Below are 17,776 nucleotides of genomic sequence, written 5' to 3'. Positions count from 1 at the left end.
TCTCTTTGGACGAGTGCCGGTGTTAGAAATGTTTTAATGATTACTCTCTAACAATGGAATCTTTACCTCTACCCCTAATTTGGTCAGTAACTTAGCCAGGGTTTCAAGTCCAGATTTCGGGTTGATTTTCGTTTCAAGGTAATAGGTAGTACCAGTTAATTTCGATTTATACGTATGCATTTGAGTAAAATTCCGTTTATCTTTATGAACCGGTTCAAGCGCCATCGCATAGCGTTTTCCCGTATCAGTGGAACCTAAAACCACTCCCTCTTTGATCTTTTCATGAAGCGGAAGATGATGATCCTCAATCCAATTCAACCCTTCTTTCCAGAGCGCCGGCACGCTTTCACCACGAATAACCGTGTTGCCTTTTCCAAGCTTTACATTGATATACAAAGAATCCCACTTTTTATAACTTGTCCGAATACACTCCTCAACTTCTGGAACTGCAGAAGCTTTTTCATTCACTTTTTTCTTCAACTGCTCAAACAGCTTTTCTACGGTGCCAATCCCGACATTTTCATATTTTGCGAGAATCACAAGCTCCTTCGGCAGCTGCCCGACACTTTCAATTTGGTCTTCGTTTAGTTGTCTTAACAGACTTGGAATTCCCGTGAACTCCTCCGAGGTAAGCAGAACCTTAGCAAGTTCCTCGGTGACAATGATATGGTCAGCCTTGTAAAAGAAAAACAGTTCACCAGGTCGTTCAAGCGAAAGCTTCCTTCTAATTTTTTCTTCTTCAATAAAGGTTTTTAATTCTTCAAATAGGATCTCATCATTTTTTTCGCTGTACCGTTTTACATGCTTGTGAAGTCCTGCAAGATTCTTTGGGAGCTCACTCATGATCCGTGCTTGCTGCTCTGCACCTAATCGAATCAGAAACGTTTCGGATTTATCGAATCGTTGGGGCAATAGGAATGCATCACGAAGAAAATAGGGAACTTCTAATTGTCTGCCATTAAAGGTAAGTGTACGAATCGTCGTCACGCCTGGAATTCCCTCTTCCATTACGGGTACTTCTGCTACCGGTGTTTCAACAGCAGCTGCACTTTCTGCCAGTGCAGATTCAGTAGAGAGCTTTTCCACCGAATGAGAAAGGAGCTCTTCGAGTGATTTGAGTCTAATTTCCAGCTCAGACATATCATATCTTTTTTCCATAGTTGGAGATGGATCCTGATAATCCGGAACGATAATATCTACTGGTCCATATCCCTCTACATACCATTTAACAATTTTGTATAATGCTTCCCAAGACAATAGCGCCTCAGAATACCTGAACATTCTTGAATTATGGGCCGCCTGATTTCCAATTTGCCTGACAAAATGGAGAGCATCTCGTATTTCAGGAATTAAATAGCCTTTGTCGTTAAGCATATCAAGCAAGTCTTTTAATGCGGCTCGAGGATCTTCAGGCAATTTCTCTGCTCGAATCACCTGCTGTAATATATTTTCCACAAACACACGGGCGTGTGTCAGCATCGTTCTTGGGCTGGTAAAAATACTATTTTCCAATTCACGTGCGACTAACGCCAGTTCTTTCGAAAGCGGCTCAATAAATTGATAGAAGTATGATTGTTTGTCCATGTAAAAGCTCCTCTAAATATAGTACTCTTATTTTATCATATCGAGGCACACTTGGAATATACTAGTAGATTGTTCCATGAAGAAAAGCCGCCTCGTGAAGAGAACGGCTTTTGTGTTAATTTTTAAATATAGTACCAATGATTTCGTCGTACGACATTCCACTATTGACTGTATAGGAACCGGGACGCAAAGCGTTTTGTAACCCTCTAGCCTCAATATCCTGCGTGAAGACAAACGCATCGGGGATTAAACTCGCTTGAACCAGCACATTCGCAACATCGATACTCGTCATTCCATCTGCGACATTGACTACAACTTGAGTTACAGGTTTATCCTTCGCTTCTGAATCAGATGGCTTTGTTTCAATACCCTTTGCTGCTTCCAAAGTCTTTTCTAATTCTTCTTTCGTTTGAACGACATAACCCGCAGATTCAAGCTCATCCTTCATCTGTGATGCAGTTAGTTTAACATCTCCGGAAGATTTAGCGGACGCTTTTTCAGTGGTTGTATCATCAGTGAAGTAAACAACACCACAAATCGTTGTGGCAATTAGGATTCCTGCTGCAAAGCTGCTCAATAAATTAATTCGCATTTGCCACTAGTCCCCCTTCATCCTTTATTTTCAGATAAGGTGTTAGCAGCTGTTCAATCTGAGTTACTGGTACTTCTTTCATCTCAGCGATGCTTTCAATCGAGTAATTACGTCTATATAAGTCTATAACTTCACGCATAAAAAGCTTCTCTTCTGCAGAAAGTTGAATTCCAGCTTCTTTTATTACTACTTCTATATCAAGCTCGATATCTCGGATTGAGTCTTGTATGCTATTGATTTCTTTCATCATGGATACATGTACTAAATCAATTTGCTTTTTTTCAGCTTTAGAATCACGGTATGTCTTAAATATTGAAAATACAAGCAATAATGCGGAAAGAAGAAACAATCCGAATAATGTCCATTCCATCGAAATACTACCTCCTTCTTTTTAATAGACCAACACAAGAATCTATTATACATCCAAAATAAATAAATTTCGATTTTATTCTACAAAATACATCAAAAGTCTGAGAGATTTGTCAAAAAGCAGGTAATTTAATTTGCACGCCAACCGTTTGTTTTTTGGTGAAAGAATAACTATTTACCCAATTAAAAAGCCGCTTCACAATCGTGAACACGGCTTTAACCATACAAAGATCTTCTCCCTATAGAGAGTTTGCATCCATCCCCATTTGACTCCATTCTTCTCGTGATGGTCCATACACACCTGGGACCTTCAGTCCAGCTTGGCGCATTAGAACGGTCATCTGTCCACGGTGATGAATGATATGCTTGTTAAGTATACTAAGCATAACAGCTCTTGGCAGATCCATTCCAAATACACTTTTCGTTTCACTTAGGGATTGGTCAGTCCACTGTTCACTTATAGCGGCACTAGTTTCTGCACTCACATTCCGGAACGTCTCAGCGATTTCCCTAGCTGAGGTTGGAAGGTCAGCTTCGTTTAACGAACTTTTTACTGTTACACCAAACTCCATTAACATACCAGGTGTAGTCGCAACAATATGCCAGGCAATTTCTCCTAATGTGCGATCTTCCGGCGAAACTCTTTGTTGAAGCGACTCATCTGTTAAAGCATCCAAAACTTTTTGGGTTGAAACGGCTTCTTGATTCCATTCGTTAATAAAATGAGAGACAGCTGTATACATTGTATTTCCTCCATTATCATATGTTTTTTGACTACAATAGCATAATATACCATTTTTGCCGATAATACAAAATTTCCCACCCAAACAATTCCTGGTTTGATTTTTTATTTCCAATTCGCTTTCACCATGATAGAATCTTAACGTTGTTAAATAAGTCTAGTAAACATAGATTATCGGTGGTGTCTTGTGAAAGAAACTGTATTAGTTCAACATAAAAAAAGAACGAAGCTTGATCTTGGCTTTCTAAAAAAAGACATGGTTTTTACCATCTCTCTTGTCTTAGCAGCAGGAAGCTGTATATTTCAAACTCCTAAAATAGAGTATCTAAATTTTCCCGTATTGATTAGTTTATTTAACCTAATGCTTGCCATCAAGGCTTTTGAGGAACTAAAAGTATTAGATAAATTCGCTATTTCAATTTTAAATAAATGCAATAATAGTAAATCGGTATCAGCGATTCTCATATTGTTATGTTTTTTTAGCTCGATGATTGTTACAAACGATGTGGCATTACTGACATTTGTACCCCTGACACTCGTGATTAACAGGAAAATGAACATGCCTATGATGGAAACGATCATCCTGCAAACGATAGCTGCAAATATTGGCAGCAGTCTCACCCCAATGGGAAATCCGCAAAATTTGTTTATCTATTCATTTTATGGACTAACACCTAAGCCCTTTTTCATAACAGTTCTTTTACTCGCTGTTCTTGGTATCTTTTCTATTTATATCATTATCCATAGATTGGTTAAAAAGGAATTGAAGGTAGAGATTGCTCCGATACAAATTAACGATCCGAAGATAACCATGGTTTGGGGCATCGTTTTAGCTGTTATCATTGCATCCATTTTCGGTGTCATTCCATACCAAGCTGCGTTAATCATTACTTTAATGACTGCTGCCATTATAAATCATAAGCTATTGTTTAAAATTGATTATTTCCTGCTATTAACTTTTATTTGTTTTTTCATCTTTGTAGGAAATATCTCGAATACTAACGCCGTTCATACGATGGCCAGTTCTAATCTGAAAGATTCTGATTCTATTTATTTCACCTCAATTCTATTGAGTCAATTCATTAGTAATGTTCCTGCTTCTATCCTTCTGGCTGAGTTTACATCAAATTGGAGACCGCTGTTATTGGGGGTAAATATAGGGGGACTTGGGACAATTATAGCCTCTATGGCCAGTGTCATTTCTTATAAGTTATATATTCAATCCTATCCCAACCAAGGTAAACAATATTTGCTAAAGTTTAGTTTATATAACTTTACGTTTTTAGCATTTTTAACTTTTATTCCATATGTGATTTTAAAAATCCTTCATCTATTCTAATCATTTGCAGCCCGCTAGTTTAAGCACAACGGTTCACAATCTTTTTTCATTGAGCATTCTGGAAACTTTCCCTAAATAAAGGCTCTATTATTATTTATTGTTGATTTTCGTGAAGGGTTGAGAATTCATAGGCGGAGAATTTCCGGCTATTGTATATAGAGGAACCTTAAGAAGCAGATATAAGCGGAGATATTCCGGTTAACTGCTTTAAATAAGACAAATTCAAGGGATTTTGATACAATAAGCGGAAAAACTCCGCTTATTTTTAAGGAAATATGGGTATTACCCAATTTAAACGGAAATTCTCCGCTTATTTTCCAAACACAGTGAAATCAACATTATTTTTTTACAGAGCCTAAATAAAAAAGAATATCAGCCACCATATTTGGCAGGGGCTGATATTCTGATTTTATTGCTACTTAACTGTTAGTTTGAGATAGTTCGCTTACAATTTGAGTTAAAGCCTCTTTCATCGGTGTGACAGGGCGTCCAAGAAGTTTTTCCAGATCGTTGCTTTCAACCTCTAATCCACCCTCACGAATGCCTTTTTGTGTGCTTATAAGCATAGGAAGGAAGGCTTCTGGTACTCCCGCACCTTTCATGATTCCAGCATAAGTGTCATCATCTACCTGTTGAAAAGGAATCTCTTTCCCTAATACAGTTTCAAGGATAGAGACTAAATCTTTATGTGTCATAAGTTTACCGGAAAGTTCGTAAATCGTGTTTTCATGTCCATATCCTGCCAATACGTTTGCAGTTGCCTCAGCCAGATCCTGCCTGAGGGCCCAGCCAACTTTTCGATTTCCAGTCGCTGTTATCCAGGGAGCCCCCGCCATAGCTGCTTGTATACTTCCGATTTCGTTTTCCAGATACCAGTTATTCCTTAAAAATGAATATGGAATACCTGATTTTATAATTGCTTCTTCTGTAGTTTTATAAACTGGAGCAAGGAAAAAGTCACTGTCGCTTGCATTAGGTGCACTGGTAAACGCAATAAATTTAACGTTGGCACGTTCAGCTGCTGCAACTGCATTGGCGTGTTGCTTCTTCTAATTTCATCTCCTCCAAGCCGTACTTCAGATGAAGATATGATTAACAGCCTGTCAATGCCTGAAAAAGCAGCATCCAATGTTTCTGGTTTATCAAAATCACCTTGTCGGACTTCAACTCCGCTTGCTTTTAATCCTTCTGCTTTTTCCGGATTGCGGACACTAACCGCGATTTGTTCTGCTGGTACAGTTTTTAATAACTCCTCAACAACTTTTGATCCTAATTTTCCAGTTGCACCTGTAACTAATATTTTCATTGTTTTTTCCTCCGAAATCCCTGTTAGTTTTAAATGAATTTTTTACGATATATATAGAAAAAATACTACAAACGATAGAATAGCTAAGAATAGAATCATAGCCGTATCCTTAAATGGATCCTTTACCCGAATATGCGTAAGGATGCCTCCTATACCTGTAACAGCAAGTAAAAGTGCTCCAGCAATTGCCGATGCAGGAACCCAATATCCAACAATTAAAAGGACAGCCCCGGCTAATTCAACAAGCCCTGTTACAACTCGAAACCATTGTGGCAATCTCCAATGCGTAAATGCCTCTACATGCATTTTAGAACCTGTAACTTTCCCGAATCCAGCCATTAAAAACATTAAGGCAAGAATTCCTTGTAAAACATAAGTTAAAATTTCCATCCTTCTTCTCCCCTTTTTTGTACATTTATTTTTTATAACAAAGCCATTCACCAGTTTTACGTTATTTAGATAAAGCTCTGCGAACGATTGGAGCTACTTTGTTTGCCAGTAAATCAATTGCTTTTTCTACTCTGGCTAATGGCTGACCACCCATATCAAATTGTCCCATAAAGCGCGAATGTCCAAATAGTTGATGCTGGTACAAGATTTTTTCTGCTAGTTCTTCTGCACTTCCAACGGCTAAAATTTGCCCAGGTGCTCGCTGAGGCGTCAATTGCTCCGCTCATGTATTGTAGTGCGGATAACCACGATCTTTTGAAAAGTAGTCAAAATATTGATTGTAATGCGGAAGAAATTCTGTAATGGCTTGTTCTCCTGTTTGGGCGATATACGAATGCCCTGTCACAGAAACTCTTAACTCCGATACATCATGACCTGCTTCTCTTGCGGCTTCCCAGTATAGGTCTGCTAGTGGTTTAACAGATTCTGGACGGCCACCTAACAAGCCAAGGGCCATATTTAATCCAAGTCTTCCTGCACGAACGGCACTGGCAGGAGTACCCCCCACACCAATCCAAAGCGGCAGTATCTTCTGAACAGGTCTAGGTGCGATTTGTGCACTTCGAAGGGGGGAACGGAAATTCCCTTGCCAACAGACTACTTCCTGCTCTTGTAATTTCAAAAATAAATTCAGCTTCTCTTCAAACAATTCATTGTAATCATTTAAACTTGCTCCAAAGAGAGAGAATGATTCTAAAAATGCCCCACGTCCTAAAATAATCTCGGTGCGTCCGTTAGATAATAAATCCAGTGTGGCAAAATCTCCGTAAACACGCACTGGATCGGCTGTACTTATAACAGAAAGCGTGCTGGTTAGTTTAATGTTTTTTGTCTCCCGTGCTATCGCTGCAAGCAGCATGGCTTAAGAAGATGTGACAAAATCGAGACGGTGGTGTTCTCCAACACCAAAAATATCAAGTCCTACTTCATCTGCCATTTTTGCCATTTGGATAATCTCTTCTACTCTAGATTGAGCAGTTCGACTATTCCCATTGGCATCTGGTATTCGTTCGCCTAATGAATAGACTCCAAATTCAAATGGTTTCATTCCCATGCCCCCTAGTTATTAAAATCTTTATTTCCATTTCTCTCACTCCAACATCTTTTGTTTAGACAACACTTGTTGTAAAATTAATATATCAAGTTGGTAAACATTCAACAACCAACAAAAATAACAGATATATTGCTTAAACAACATATTGATAAAAATGTCTAAAAAATAGGAGAAAAATTTATGGAAAAACAAATCGACCCCCGTATTCTCCGTACCCGTAAGCTCATTATGGATGCGTTTATACAGTTATCGATGAAAAAAGACTTTAAAGGCATCACCATTAAAGATATTACAACCGCTGCCACGGTTAATCGTGCAACCTTTTATTCTCATTTCATTGACAAATATGACTTGCTTGAAAAGGTATTAAGTGAGAGTGTGATGAGAGAAATCATTCAAGAAGTTAGTACACATGAGGTAATTAATGAAGAGACTATCGAGGCTATATTTTTATCCATTATAAAGTTCCAAACCTCTATCAGTAACCAATGCCGGCGAAGTTACGAGGCATTTACACCCCAAATAGAAACGATTTTTAAAAAGGAACTTGAAGCCTTTTTTTCAGAGTGGGCTAAAAAGCAATGGCCGAATCAAAACAAATCTGAAATAGAGGTCTTTGCGGTGATGTTAAGCTGGGCACTTTATGGAGCTGCGATGCATTGGATGCAAAATCAAACCACACAACCAGAAGATTACGTAAAGCAATTAATGCCTTTCATAATAAATAGAATAAATATCAATATTGAAAATGTTAAAACAATATAATAGAGTCTGTTTTTTATATAAAACAGCTTTTTTATTGTCTTGACAGTTGCTTTTTGCTATGTGGGACCTCACAAATGGTGCTGGTATTGGTTCACTTCCTTGTTACTTTACCCATAAATTTTACTAATTCACGATCTTGATTTTTATAATCATAGGGCATCCCCAATGATGGCAACTTTAGGTACCTTTTCCTATCGAGCCGCAGAAGGGATTATTAAATACCATAAACATGGTGTTCCCTTGTATAATCATTATCTAGACCATTTGTTTTCCTTCTGTTTAGGAAGAGCAGTGGTCTATTCGTTTGTAAAAATTTACACATTGTCGAATTGGACTAAAAAATTTACGAACGCGCATAGTAAAAATATTACCAATAAAAAATGCATACGAGGAGTAATAGGATGAAAAACAAATGGAAAATCACCATTTTGACTATTTTTCTTTTAGTAGGATTGTTAACAGCATGTAATGCTGAGAAACGAGATGCATTAAATCAAGATGATGATGTAAATTTCCGTCCTGTTCGTTATGAACGTAAAACCAATGAAAATGAGAGCAATAATGATTATAAAAACCGTGAAAACAGTCGATTCCCTCACCATGAAAACCCTAATCGTACAAATGATTAATTGAAAATAGGCAATGATCCTTGGATTTAATAAAAACCGAGGGGCTAATAATCAAATGAATGTAAGCAGTACTATGGCAGGAGGCAAAAATATGACCAGTCATATAAAATCAGAATTATCATTATTAAGTGAGCTCTTCTTATCAATCTTGTTAACAGCATGTATAGCCATCTATTTATACAAAACATTTGAGACTTTTCCCTGGCTGCCCTTTATTGGAATTCCTATAGGGTTAGCGATAATGGTTGCTTGTTGGGAGAGGAAAAAACACAGTTGGAGTATGTTTATTACTGGTTTAATAGTCAGCAGCATTGTTTGGTCAATTGTATTCAATTGGTCCTCTCTTCTAGGTATATTTCATTAAAAAAACTCGTGGAGGATTTTACATGAAAAAAATATGGGCTACTACTGGAATCAATATCATTTTAGCAGGATTTCTTGTATTTTTGCTCTTTAATTACGAAGGAACTCCAAATGCAGGCAAAGCTGTTGAGAAAACGGCAGGGGGCAAAACAGACACTTCAGCAAAAGCAGAAGAAATTGCTAGTACCTCTTGTATAACATGCCATGGAGACAATCTACTAGGTGGAGCAGGTCCTGCTTTAAATAAAATTGGTTCAAAGTATGCCCAAGGTGATATTGAGAATATTATTAAAAACGGAAAAGGAGCAATGCCCGCGGGGGTCATTACACCAGAAGAAGCAAAAATCGTTGCAGCATGGTTAGCACAGAAAAAGTAATCATTTAACAAACGATTCCGCAAAGTAGAAAAAAGGCACCGAATGGCGCCTTTTATCCTGTTTTTTTCATTAAGTATTTGATTTTGTCTACTACGGATTTTGGATGTGGTGTGCTGTTGATGAGCAGCAGCAGTTGGATGATGACGACAGGCAGAAAGGTTTCACTGTAGGCAAGGTACTTAGGTTCCCATCCGCTGGCGAATTTGCTTTTGAATTCTTTGAGTCCTTTGAAGTTATACAATGAATTTCCATGCAGGTAGGCTAATCTAAAGAACTTTTCACTTCGGAAGGAATATTTGCAATCCCCTACATTTGAAAGTGGTGCCATACCCAAACTACAATTCTGGTATCCGTTTTCTTTCGCCCATTTAAAGATCTGAATAAATAAAACATCCATCGTTCCATGTGGACTATCTGGGAATTTTCTCATTAAGTCGATGGTGATTGACTGTTTGTAATCAGTCGCAAGTGTCGCAAAAGCAAGAATTTTCCCTTCTGGATCCTTTAATAGAGCGACTGGAAAACAAGAAACATATTCCTCACTAAAAGAAACGACCGAGAATCCCTTCTCCTTCTGATTTCCAAGCCAAGTATCTGATACTCCCTTTAACTCAGACAGGACAGCATTTGAATACGGCGGCATGATGACGCTAAATGTATAAGAATTACGAGTAAATTTGTTAACCCTCGTTCGTAATTTAGCTCCTTGCTTGCCCTCGATGGAAAAGTTAGCAAGATTTACAATTGCTTCTTCCCCTAACTTTAAGAATCGGTAGCCTGTATCATGATACAAGTGCATGAAACGAGGGCTGATTTGGTAGAAGATCGGCTTAAGCCCTTTACTTACACTGTATTCCTGAAATTCTTTGATAGACTTTGGAATCAAAGACTCTACACCTATCGGGTCTCCCAATACCACTAATTTATTTCCTATTCGCTTATAAACAATTAGCACTTGGTCTTCCGCTGCCCAATATACATCCTTATCCTGTAACAAAATTAGATGAGATACATGATTACCACCATTGTCTTCTAAGAATCGAATCACACGTTCTAATTGCAAGTCTATGTTACTTGCTGTTAATTTATTTTTAGCATTTAGCCTATTTATTTTATAAGAAATTAAAAAAACAAAAATCAGAATTGGAAAATACCATAATGCGGTATCAAACATGCAGGCACTACCCCCTAGTATAGTTCACCTAAATAAAGATACCATAATAATAGATTGAGATGTATATTCATTCTTTCCCAATTATAAAAAAATCATAGATAAATACTTTAGATGAAAATAAAAACCCAGTCACAAGACTGAGCCAGATTAGATGATATGTTTGACAGTTACACAGTCAACCGTAGGTGGATATCATGGTGATTTTTTTAGAGATGACAGGCACCATTTACTTTATGTTAGCGAATATGCCAGTTGCTTTTGCCACTAGTTCGTTCTGATCATTGTAAATATCACAGTCGAGGTGGTTAAGGGTCCTTCCCTTATGGATGAGGTGAGCAACTGCAATGAGGAATTCTCCTTTTGCTCCTTTTAAATAGGTTGTTTTGAGATCGACTGTTACTACTGATTGAAGAGAGTTTTCGTCTTCATCAAAGGTATTACATGTATTTCCCATTGCTAAATCTGCCAACAAACTGATAATCCCACCTTGAACATACCCTACAGTATTTAACAGCAAAGGCTGAATGGGCAAGGTTACTTTCAGATTACTATCACTGATTTTTTCATATTTACATTTGAGTAAATGATCAAATGGATTTTTTATATACTTCGTTTCCAACTTTATCACCCCAAAATAGAATCTAAAAAAAATAGGCCGAATCTAAAAAAATATAGAATACGACCTTCCTTCAACTGTCCGCCTCAGGTGGACACTGTCCACGAGCGGTGACAGGCACCATTTAATATTCGTAGAATCCGCGGCCGTTTTTTCTGCCGTAGTGTCCTGCTCGAACCAATTTTCTTAATAGGGTGGCTGGGCGGTATTTGGAGTCGGCTGTTTCTTGGTAGAGTGTGTCTAATACCATGAGCATGACGTCGAGCCCAATCATGTCAGCAAGTGCTAATGGTCCAATTGGGTGATTGGCTCCTAGTTTCATTCCTAGGTCGATATCTTCCTTGGTTGCTACGCCTTCTTGAAGGACGAAAATGGCTTCATTTATCATTGGCGCTAAGATACGATTTACGGCAAACAATGGCGCTTCATTTACTGTTATTGATTTCTTACCAAAGCTTTCACATAAATCTTTAGCAATCAAATAGGTTTCATCAGATGTATCATTGCCACGGATAATTTCGACTAGTTCCATTAGCGGTACCGGGTTGAAAAAGTGAGTTCCGATAACCCGGTCTGCGCGTTTCGTAGCTGAGGCCATCTCGGTAATACTTAATCCAGATGTATTGGAGCAAAAGATTGCTTCAGGTTTACAAATCTGATCAATGTTCCGATACAACTCTTTCTTTTTCTCCATATTCTCAATGATAACCTCAAAAACTAAATCCGCCTCTTTCAAATCTTCCAATCTAGTAGTTGCTGTAAAACGATCTAGAATGGTCTCAATAGTGTCAGTAAGTTTCCCCTTTGAGGAAAGCTTCTCCAAACTCTTTCTGATTACACCTAAACTTCTTGTTAAATAATCTTCTTGAATATCCGATAAAATGACTTTGAAACCTGCGCAAGCTGCTGTCTGTGCGATACCCGACCCCATGCTCCCGGCCCCAATCACACCGATTGTTTTAATAGACATGTTACACCCTCCAAAAATTAAATTAAACCCCTTTAAATTTAGGTGCCCGTTTTTCCAAAAATGCATTCACACCTTCTTGCATATCTTCACTTGCAATTAGATGGGCTTGAACCATAGTTTCTTGTTCTAAAAATGCCTCCCAAGGGAGCTGTGCCGCATGGTTCAACATTTTCTTCACGTATCGGTTACTTAAAGGGGGACCATTCAAGATTACGCGGGCAAATTCACTTACTTCCTGAAGTAAATCACCATCAACGACCTTATTAACAATTCCCCATGCCTTAGCCTCTTCTACACCTAATATCTTTCCGGTAACAATCCATTCCTTGGCAATGGCAGTGGGCACTCGTTCAGATAGTAACTTAATTAAGCCCAAATCAGGAATGACTCCAATATTCACAAAGCTTAAACCAAACTTAGCAGACGAGTCAGCGACAATGAAATCTGAAGCAAGTGCAAGGCTAAATCCCGCTCCTGCTGCATAACCATGAACGGCTGATATCACATATTTATCCATATTCAAAATTACTCGAGTTACATTTATCGCTTTATCTAAATATGAGGCAATTTCACTTTGTTTTGTAAATTGCTGAATTGTTTCTAAATCTCCTCCAGCGCAATAGGATTTCCCTTCACCGGATAAGACAACTACTTTCACCTCTGGGTTTTTATCCAGGCTGAGCAGCGCTTCTGTTAAGTCCTCTACTAAATCAATAGATAAAGAATTTATCTTTTGAGGACGATTGAGAAAGATAGAACCAATTCCGTTCTTAATTTTTACGTTTATAGGTTGAGACATTGTTATTTCTCCTCTATATAAATTTATTTTCCTTGAAACAATGGTTTTTCCTTTGCTAAGAAAGCTCTCGCGCCTTCCTTTTGATCCTCAGTGGAACAAAGGCTTTTAAATTGAACTGCCTCAAGTTCTAATGCTTCATCCATCGGTAAATCAAGTCCCAGGGTAATTGCCTTCTTGGCAGCTTTGATGGCCAGTGGTCCCTTTTTCTGAATCTTTGCCGATAAAGTATGTGCCCTACTTAGTGCTTCTCCAACTGGAACGAGAATATCTACCAATCCAATTCGGTATGCTTCACTTGCGTTGATATTATCCCCGGTAAAAATAAGCTCTTTCGCTTTTCCAGCTCCTACTAATCTAAGTAAACGCTGCGTTCCCCCATAGCCTGGAATGATACCTAAATTTACCTCAGGCTGTCCGAATAACGCTTTTTCACCGGCAATGCGAATATCGCATGCCATCGCTAGCTCGCAACCAGCACCAAGAGAAAATCCTTCAATTGCCGCTATCACAGGAACTTCATAATTTTCAATCTTATTAAATATTTGGTGGCCACTTTTCACAAGGTCATATCCTATTTCAGGAGTCATATCAATAAACTGTTTAATATCCGCTCCGGCTACAAACGCTTTGTCACCTCCACCAGTAATAATAACGGTTTGAACTTGAAAATTTTCCCTAATCATATCCAGAGTCTGATCAAGCTCTTCCATAATCTGTGCACTAAGTGCATTTACCGGTGGATTTTCAATCGTAATAACAGCTGTCCTATTTTCAATATATAATTTTACAAAAGTTGTCTTTAACATCATCCATACCCCCTTAATATGAAAAATGAACTCTATTAACTGAATAGACCCGTCTTGGTAAACTCGTCGATTTGCTCCTGAGAGTAACCAAGATTTTTCATTACCACTTCTGTATTCGCTTCTGATAGCGGGATACCTGTGTGACGATACTCTGGAATTGACTCAGAAAACTTAATCGGATTGGCAATCTGTTTTACAGTTGTCCCATTAGGACCAGGTATTTCAACCACCATCCCTCGTTCTTCAACAAGAGGTCCCTCTAATACTTCACCTAGTGAAAGTACCGGCTCAACACAGGCATCCACAGTATTAAATAATTCGATCCATTCATCTAATGCCTTCGTTTTAACAATCTCACGAACCTCTTCTTTGATTTGAGCCACATTTTCTGGTTCCACTCCTCCTACAGCCAGCTCAGGTTGACCAATCGTTTGACAAAAGGCCTTGAAAAATTGTGGTTCCACGCCACCGAAACTAAGATATTTACCATCTTGCGTTTCATAGTAGTCATAAAGAGAGCCTCCATTAAGAAGGTTTTCCTCCATCCCAATTTCCTTACCATTTACCAGATAGCTAGCACCCTGCATAAATGAATTAAATGCAATCATTCCATCAGTCATCGAAACATCGATATACTGACCCTTCCCAGTTCGCTCTCGATAAATCACTGCCGAAAGAATTCCAATAATTGCATTGTTAGAACCAGAAGCAATATCAGCAACTTGTATTCCAATCAATGGAGGCCCTGATTCTTTCTTTCCTGAATAAGAAGCAACACCAGACATGGCTATGTAGTTAATGTCATGACCTGCACGGTCCCGCATGGGTCCTGTCTGACCGTATCCTGTTAACGAGCAATAAATCAATCTAGGATTTACTTTTTTAAGACTCTCGTAATCAAGGTTCAGTTTCGCCATCACACCTGGGCGGAATTGTTCGATAATAATGTCGTATTCTCGTAACAGCTGATGAATCACGTCTACCGCGCGAGGATCTTTTAGATTGAGGGTCATAACCTCTTTGTTCCTGCTCAATTGTGCCGATACAGCCGAAAGCTCTGTTCCAGGCAGGAAAGGAGGTAAGAAATCAACAACATCGGGCCGCGTTCCCGATTTAATCCTAAGGACTTCCGCTCCCAAATCAGCCAAACACATGGTGGCATAAGGTCCCGGAACCAATGTACTAAAATCTAAAATTTTTAAACCTTCTAATGCTCCAGACATTTTTTTCTCCTTTCATTTATCCTTGTATTTTGTTTATCTCGCTGGTAGTTGTGCTGCACCGTCTAGCATAATCGTGGTTCCATTTAAATAAGGATTTTCAACAATATGTCTAACCATGGCTGCATATTCAGATGGTTTGCCCAGCCTCTTTGGAAAAGGTATATGCTGTGCTACTTCTTGTTTAAAGGATTCATGCATTCCACTAGACATTTGTGTATCGAACAGACCTGGGGAAATTGCAACAATTCGCATTCCATAATCCCCAATCTCTCGGGCAATTGGAAGCGTCATCCCGACCACTCCTGCTTTTGACGCACTATACGCCGCTTGTCCAAGCTGACCGCCAAAGGCTGCTGCAGAAGCAGTATTTACAATAACACCTCTTTCCCCGTTTTCATCAGGTTCATTCTTCAACATTTCTTGAACCGCATATCGGACGACGTTCATCGTGCCGATTAAATTTACTTGGATTACCTTATTAAACTTATCCATAGGAAAAAGTCCTTTCTTAGAGTGGACCTTCGCACCATAAATAAGACCGGCACAATTGACTGCTACGTGAATCCCGCCAAATGTGTTTGAGACGGTTTCCACAGCTTCCCTTACAGAATTTTCATCACTCACGTCTGTCTTGCAGAAAATAACAGATTCACCAAGTTCTCTCGCAAGATTTTCTCCTCGGTCTTCATTCATATCTAAAATTCCGACTTTTGCGCCTTGTTCCACAAACTGCCTAGTACAGGACTCACCAAGACCCGATGCCCCACCTGTTATGATTAACACAAGATTTTCGATTTTCATTTTTATCTCCCCTTAATAGCCCTTAAATTCAGGTTTACGTTTTTCTGCAAACGCTTTTAGACCTTCTGCTAAGTCATAGGAGCGAACATGCTGCCTTAAATGAAGCATTTCATGCCGTAATGCTGCGTCTTGAGTTTGATCAACCGATGCGTTGGCAACTTCCTTCATCCGGCGGAGTACCAATGGACTTTTAGCAGCTAGCTTTTCAACAAAGTTTTCGACTTCCTCCACAAGCTGACTGTCAGGTACAACCTTATTCACCAAACCAAATCTCTCCATTTCTGTAGCTGATAGAAAATCACCGCTAAAAAGAAGATATTTAGCTCGATTAAGCCCGATTTTCTTTGGTAATACCGCCGCTCCACCCGCACCTGGAAAAACGCCAAAATTAGAATGAGCGTCCCCAATCTTGGCGCTTTCAGCCGCAAATACGATATCGCAGCACATCACAAGCTCCAGACCTCCTGCAAGAGCTAACCCATTTACTGCCGCTATCACAGGTTTTGGCATTCTACGAAGAAGACCTGCTACCTGATCGAACATATCAAGAAAGTCCTTCGACCCAGGCTCTGTATTATTTAAAGAAGAAAGGACATTTTTAAGATCCGCCCCAGCGCAAAAGGAAGATCCTGCGCCAGTTAGAACAACAACCTTAGTACTGCTATCTTTTTCGCATTCTTTTAGTACACTCTCCAACTCCCCCAGCATCGTGGATGATACAGAATTCATATTTTTGGGACTATCTAAAATAATCCAAGCGCCGGCACCGCGACGCTCAAATTGAATCGTTTCATAGTGCATAACGTTCTCCTTCCCGAAAAGCGGAACTAGTTTTTGTTTAATTGATAATTCTGAACGGAACAGCTGCCGCAATTTTTAGCTGGTGCACGAGATTTATCTAAGTCTTGCTCCTCTTCTACTTTTTTCCGTATTCCTGTAGCAAAGTCATTCGCAAATAACGCAGCCCCCAAAGCACCGATGATCTGAGGTTCTTCAGGAATAAAAATAGACACACCTAACGTTTTTTCTAACGCTTTCACCAATCCAATATTTTTCGCGCCTCCACCTGTCATCATTACTGGCGACTGCATTCCAACACGGCCAACCAATCCTTTCATTCTCCCTGAAATCGCCTTATGCATACCAGAAAGAATGTCTACCGTTGAATGACCTTCCGCCACCAGAGAAATTACTTCGGACTCAGCGAATGTTGTACACATTGAGCTAATTTTGATATCCGCATCTGATTGCAGTGACAACTCGCCAATTTCAGTTAATTCGACGTCCAAAGCTCGTGCCAGTACTTCAAGAAATTGTCCAGTTCCAGCAGCACATTTATCGTTCATCGCAAAGTTTTTAATATTTCCTGATGGGTCGACCGCTATTACCTTGCTGTCCTGACCGCCGATATCAATGACTGTTTTTACTTCAGGATAGAGGTAGTTGGCTCCCTTTGCGTGACAACTAATTTCCGTTAAATTCTTTCCTGCAATTTCTAACCTTTTTCGTCCATAACCAGTGCTAACGGTATAAACGATATCATCGAGAACCAATCCCGCTTTTTCCAATGCCTCATCAATCGCCATCATGACAGCTTTTTGGCTAACAAATCCCAGCTGTTTGACACTATGAGAAACAATCCGGCGATTTCCATCAATGATTACTGCTTTTCCTGTTAAGGACCCGCTATCCACACCCATTGTATAAAAGGAAGAACCATCACTTTTCGATGTCATCTAACTCTCTCCTTCATCTTTCTTTTTTTCCCTTAGGGATTACCTATCAAAGTTTTCATCTGTCCGGGAACCATTGTCCCG

22 protein-coding genes and 1 pseudogene are annotated in these 17,776 nt (G+C 39.1%); 5 read left to right on the top strand and 18 right to left on the bottom strand.

What is annotated here, in order from left to right; all coding sequences use genetic code 11:
• Positions 1 to 33: 33 nt before the first annotated feature.
• From QFZ31_RS02910 to QFZ31_RS02895, 4 genes are all read right to left on the bottom strand, one after another.
• On the bottom strand, positions 34 to 1,584 hold the full coding sequence (locus tag QFZ31_RS02910) for a DUF4145 domain-containing protein (RefSeq protein WP_307300755.1): 1,551 nt from the start codon (positions 1,582 to 1,584) through the stop codon (positions 34 to 36).
• 115 nt (positions 1,585 to 1,699) lie between these two features.
• Positions 1,700 to 2,176, bottom strand: coding sequence for an aminodeoxychorismate lyase (locus QFZ31_RS02905; protein ID WP_307300753.1), 477 nt, complete (start codon positions 2,174 to 2,176; stop codon positions 1,700 to 1,702).
• Positions 2,166 to 2,546, bottom strand: coding sequence for a hypothetical protein (locus QFZ31_RS02900; RefSeq protein WP_307300751.1), 381 nt, complete (start codon positions 2,544 to 2,546; stop codon positions 2,166 to 2,168). Before QFZ31_RS02900 ends, QFZ31_RS02905 begins: the two co-directional genes overlap by 11 nt.
• 238 nt (positions 2,547 to 2,784) lie before the next feature.
• Positions 2,785 to 3,288, bottom strand: coding sequence for a DinB family protein (locus tag QFZ31_RS02895; protein ID WP_307300750.1), 504 nt, complete (start codon positions 3,286 to 3,288; stop codon positions 2,785 to 2,787).
• Between the two features lie 186 nt (positions 3,289 to 3,474).
• Between QFZ31_RS02895 and QFZ31_RS02890 the strand changes: the two genes are divergently transcribed.
• Positions 3,475 to 4,626: an SLC13 family permease gene (locus QFZ31_RS02890; RefSeq protein ID WP_307300748.1), complete on the top strand. Its 1,152-nt coding sequence runs from the start codon at positions 3,475 to 3,477 to the stop codon at positions 4,624 to 4,626.
• Positions 4,627 to 5,045: 419 nt separating this feature from the next.
• Here QFZ31_RS02890 and QFZ31_RS02885 read toward each other — a convergent pair.
• The 5 genes and pseudogenes from QFZ31_RS02885 to QFZ31_RS02865 form a co-directional block, all read right to left on the bottom strand.
• A pseudogene (locus tag QFZ31_RS02885) lies at positions 5,046 to 5,932 on the bottom strand (SDR family oxidoreductase).
• Positions 5,933 to 5,974: 42 nt separating this feature from the next.
• Positions 5,975 to 6,322: a DoxX family protein gene (locus QFZ31_RS02880; protein ID WP_307300746.1), complete on the bottom strand. Its 348-nt coding sequence runs from the start codon at positions 6,320 to 6,322 to the stop codon at positions 5,975 to 5,977.
• Positions 6,323 to 6,383: 61 nt separating this feature from the next.
• Positions 6,384 to 6,596, bottom strand: coding sequence for a hypothetical protein (locus tag QFZ31_RS02875; protein WP_307300744.1), 213 nt, complete (start codon positions 6,594 to 6,596; stop codon positions 6,384 to 6,386).
• A 9-nt stretch (positions 6,597 to 6,605) separates the two neighbouring features.
• Positions 6,606 to 7,241 carry an LLM class flavin-dependent oxidoreductase gene (locus tag QFZ31_RS02870; protein WP_307300742.1) on the bottom strand — a complete coding sequence of 212 codons (636 nt, stop codon included), beginning with the start codon at positions 7,239 to 7,241 and terminating at the stop codon, positions 6,606 to 6,608.
• A 3-nt stretch (positions 7,242 to 7,244) separates the two neighbouring features.
• Entirely contained in the window at positions 7,245 to 7,430 is a 186-nt protein-coding gene (locus tag QFZ31_RS02865) for a hypothetical protein (RefSeq protein WP_307300740.1), read from the bottom strand.
• 186 nt (positions 7,431 to 7,616) lie between these two features.
• Here QFZ31_RS02865 and QFZ31_RS02860 point away from each other — a divergent pair, with 186 nt between their 5' ends.
• The 4 genes from QFZ31_RS02860 (at position 7,617) to QFZ31_RS02845 (ending at position 9,570) form a co-directional block, all read left to right on the top strand.
• On the top strand, positions 7,617 to 8,201 hold the full coding sequence (locus QFZ31_RS02860) for a TetR/AcrR family transcriptional regulator (protein ID WP_307300738.1): 585 nt from the start codon (positions 7,617 to 7,619) through the stop codon (positions 8,199 to 8,201).
• A gap of 401 nt (positions 8,202 to 8,602) precedes the next feature.
• Positions 8,603 to 8,830: a hypothetical protein gene (locus QFZ31_RS02855; protein ID WP_307300736.1), complete on the top strand. Its 228-nt coding sequence runs from the start codon at positions 8,603 to 8,605 to the stop codon at positions 8,828 to 8,830.
• A gap of 91 nt (positions 8,831 to 8,921) precedes the next feature.
• Positions 8,922 to 9,194, top strand: coding sequence for a hypothetical protein (locus QFZ31_RS02850; protein ID WP_307300734.1), 273 nt, complete (start codon positions 8,922 to 8,924; stop codon positions 9,192 to 9,194).
• Positions 9,195 to 9,216: 22 nt separating this feature from the next.
• Positions 9,217 to 9,570 carry a c-type cytochrome gene (locus QFZ31_RS02845; protein ID WP_307300732.1) on the top strand — a complete coding sequence of 118 codons (354 nt, stop codon included), beginning with the start codon at positions 9,217 to 9,219 and terminating at the stop codon, positions 9,568 to 9,570.
• Positions 9,571 to 9,622: 52 nt separating this feature from the next.
• Here the strand turns inward: QFZ31_RS02845 and QFZ31_RS02840 are convergent, their stop codons facing one another.
• The 9 genes from QFZ31_RS02840 to QFZ31_RS02800 all read right to left on the bottom strand — a co-directional run bounded on the left by QFZ31_RS02840 (position 9,623) and on the right by QFZ31_RS02800 (position 17,695).
• Positions 9,623 to 10,744: a phosphatidylglycerol lysyltransferase domain-containing protein gene (locus tag QFZ31_RS02840; protein WP_307300730.1), complete on the bottom strand. Its 1,122-nt coding sequence runs from the start codon at positions 10,742 to 10,744 to the stop codon at positions 9,623 to 9,625.
• Positions 10,745 to 10,970: 226 nt separating this feature from the next.
• Positions 10,971 to 11,372: a PaaI family thioesterase gene (locus QFZ31_RS02835; RefSeq protein WP_373459816.1), complete on the bottom strand. Its 402-nt coding sequence runs from the start codon at positions 11,370 to 11,372 to the stop codon at positions 10,971 to 10,973.
• Between the two features lie 112 nt (positions 11,373 to 11,484).
• The gene (locus tag QFZ31_RS02830; protein WP_307300728.1) at positions 11,485 to 12,330 is read right to left on the bottom strand and encodes a 3-hydroxybutyryl-CoA dehydrogenase; all 846 of its coding nucleotides are present in this window, start codon (positions 12,328 to 12,330) and stop codon (positions 11,485 to 11,487) included.
• A gap of 22 nt (positions 12,331 to 12,352) precedes the next feature.
• Complete coding sequence (locus tag QFZ31_RS02825) at positions 12,353 to 13,129, bottom strand: enoyl-CoA hydratase/isomerase family protein (RefSeq protein WP_307300727.1); 777 nt, start codon at positions 13,127 to 13,129, stop codon at positions 12,353 to 12,355.
• 23 nt (positions 13,130 to 13,152) lie between these two features.
• Positions 13,153 to 13,935, bottom strand: a complete 783-nt coding sequence (locus QFZ31_RS02820; protein ID WP_307300725.1) for an enoyl-CoA hydratase/isomerase family protein — start codon at positions 13,933 to 13,935, stop codon at positions 13,153 to 13,155.
• Positions 13,936 to 13,970: 35 nt separating this feature from the next.
• Positions 13,971 to 15,158, bottom strand: a complete 1,188-nt coding sequence (locus tag QFZ31_RS02815; protein ID WP_307300724.1) for a CaiB/BaiF CoA transferase family protein — start codon at positions 15,156 to 15,158, stop codon at positions 13,971 to 13,973.
• Positions 15,159 to 15,191: 33 nt separating this feature from the next.
• Positions 15,192 to 15,959, bottom strand: a complete 768-nt coding sequence (locus QFZ31_RS02810; RefSeq protein ID WP_307300723.1) for an SDR family NAD(P)-dependent oxidoreductase — start codon at positions 15,957 to 15,959, stop codon at positions 15,192 to 15,194.
• A gap of 12 nt (positions 15,960 to 15,971) precedes the next feature.
• The gene (locus QFZ31_RS02805; RefSeq protein WP_307300722.1) at positions 15,972 to 16,760 is read right to left on the bottom strand and encodes an enoyl-CoA hydratase/isomerase family protein; all 789 of its coding nucleotides are present in this window, start codon (positions 16,758 to 16,760) and stop codon (positions 15,972 to 15,974) included.
• A gap of 26 nt (positions 16,761 to 16,786) precedes the next feature.
• Entirely contained in the window at positions 16,787 to 17,695 is a 909-nt protein-coding gene (locus QFZ31_RS02800; RefSeq protein ID WP_307300720.1) for an acyl-CoA dehydratase activase, read from the bottom strand.
• Between the last annotated feature and the right edge of the window lie 81 nt (positions 17,696 to 17,776).

This window comes from Neobacillus niacini (assembly GCF_030817595.1).
Classification (GTDB): Bacteria; Bacillota; Bacilli; order Bacillales; family Cytobacillaceae; genus Neobacillus; species Neobacillus niacini_G.
The sequence above is the reverse complement of the archived record's forward strand: the minus strand, read 5'-3'. Positions and strand labels throughout refer to the sequence as shown.

What these genes read in the sequence shown, in the direction of transcription:
- QFZ31_RS02825 (WP_307300727.1), bottom strand. Translation starts at nt 13,129, where the DNA reads ATGTCTCAACCTATAAACGTAAAAATTAAGAACGGAATTGGTTCTATC.
- QFZ31_RS02830 (WP_307300728.1), bottom strand. Translation starts at nt 12,330, where the DNA reads ATGTCTATTAAAACAATCGGTGTGATTGGGGCCGGGAGCATGGGGTCG.
- QFZ31_RS02845 (WP_307300732.1), top strand. Translation starts at nt 9,217, where the DNA reads ATGAAAAAAATATGGGCTACTACTGGAATCAATATCATTTTAGCAGGA.
- QFZ31_RS02870 (WP_307300742.1), bottom strand. Translation starts at nt 7,241, where the DNA reads ATGCTGCTTGCAGCGATAGCACGGGAGACAAAAAACATTAAACTAACC.
- QFZ31_RS02880 (WP_307300746.1), bottom strand. Translation starts at nt 6,322, where the DNA reads ATGGAAATTTTAACTTATGTTTTACAAGGAATTCTTGCCTTAATGTTT.
- QFZ31_RS02800 (WP_307300720.1), bottom strand. Translation starts at nt 17,695, where the DNA reads ATGACATCGAAAAGTGATGGTTCTTCCTTTTATACAATGGGTGTGGAT.
- QFZ31_RS02895 (WP_307300750.1), bottom strand. Translation starts at nt 3,288, where the DNA reads ATGTATACAGCTGTCTCTCATTTTATTAACGAATGGAATCAAGAAGCC.
- QFZ31_RS02860 (WP_307300738.1), top strand. Translation starts at nt 7,617, where the DNA reads ATGGAAAAACAAATCGACCCCCGTATTCTCCGTACCCGTAAGCTCATT.
- QFZ31_RS02840 (WP_307300730.1), bottom strand. Translation starts at nt 10,744, where the DNA reads ATGTTTGATACCGCATTATGGTATTTTCCAATTCTGATTTTTGTTTTT.
- QFZ31_RS02850 (WP_307300734.1), top strand. Translation starts at nt 8,922, where the DNA reads ATGACCAGTCATATAAAATCAGAATTATCATTATTAAGTGAGCTCTTC.
- QFZ31_RS02855 (WP_307300736.1), top strand. Translation starts at nt 8,603, where the DNA reads ATGAAAAACAAATGGAAAATCACCATTTTGACTATTTTTCTTTTAGTA.
- QFZ31_RS02820 (WP_307300725.1), bottom strand. Translation starts at nt 13,935, where the DNA reads ATGTTAAAGACAACTTTTGTAAAATTATATATTGAAAATAGGACAGCT.
- QFZ31_RS02865 (WP_307300740.1), bottom strand. Translation starts at nt 7,430, where the DNA reads ATGAAACCATTTGAATTTGGAGTCTATTCATTAGGCGAACGAATACCA.
- QFZ31_RS02900 (WP_307300751.1), bottom strand. Translation starts at nt 2,546, where the DNA reads ATGGAATGGACATTATTCGGATTGTTTCTTCTTTCCGCATTATTGCTT.
- QFZ31_RS02815 (WP_307300724.1), bottom strand. Translation starts at nt 15,158, where the DNA reads ATGTCTGGAGCATTAGAAGGTTTAAAAATTTTAGATTTTAGTACATTG.
- QFZ31_RS02905 (WP_307300753.1), bottom strand. Translation starts at nt 2,176, where the DNA reads ATGCGAATTAATTTATTGAGCAGCTTTGCAGCAGGAATCCTAATTGCC.
- QFZ31_RS02810 (WP_307300723.1), bottom strand. Translation starts at nt 15,959, where the DNA reads ATGAAAATCGAAAATCTTGTGTTAATCATAACAGGTGGGGCATCGGGT.
- QFZ31_RS02805 (WP_307300722.1), bottom strand. Translation starts at nt 16,760, where the DNA reads ATGCACTATGAAACGATTCAATTTGAGCGTCGCGGTGCCGGCGCTTGG.
- QFZ31_RS02910 (WP_307300755.1), bottom strand. Translation starts at nt 1,584, where the DNA reads ATGGACAAACAATCATACTTCTATCAATTTATTGAGCCGCTTTCGAAA.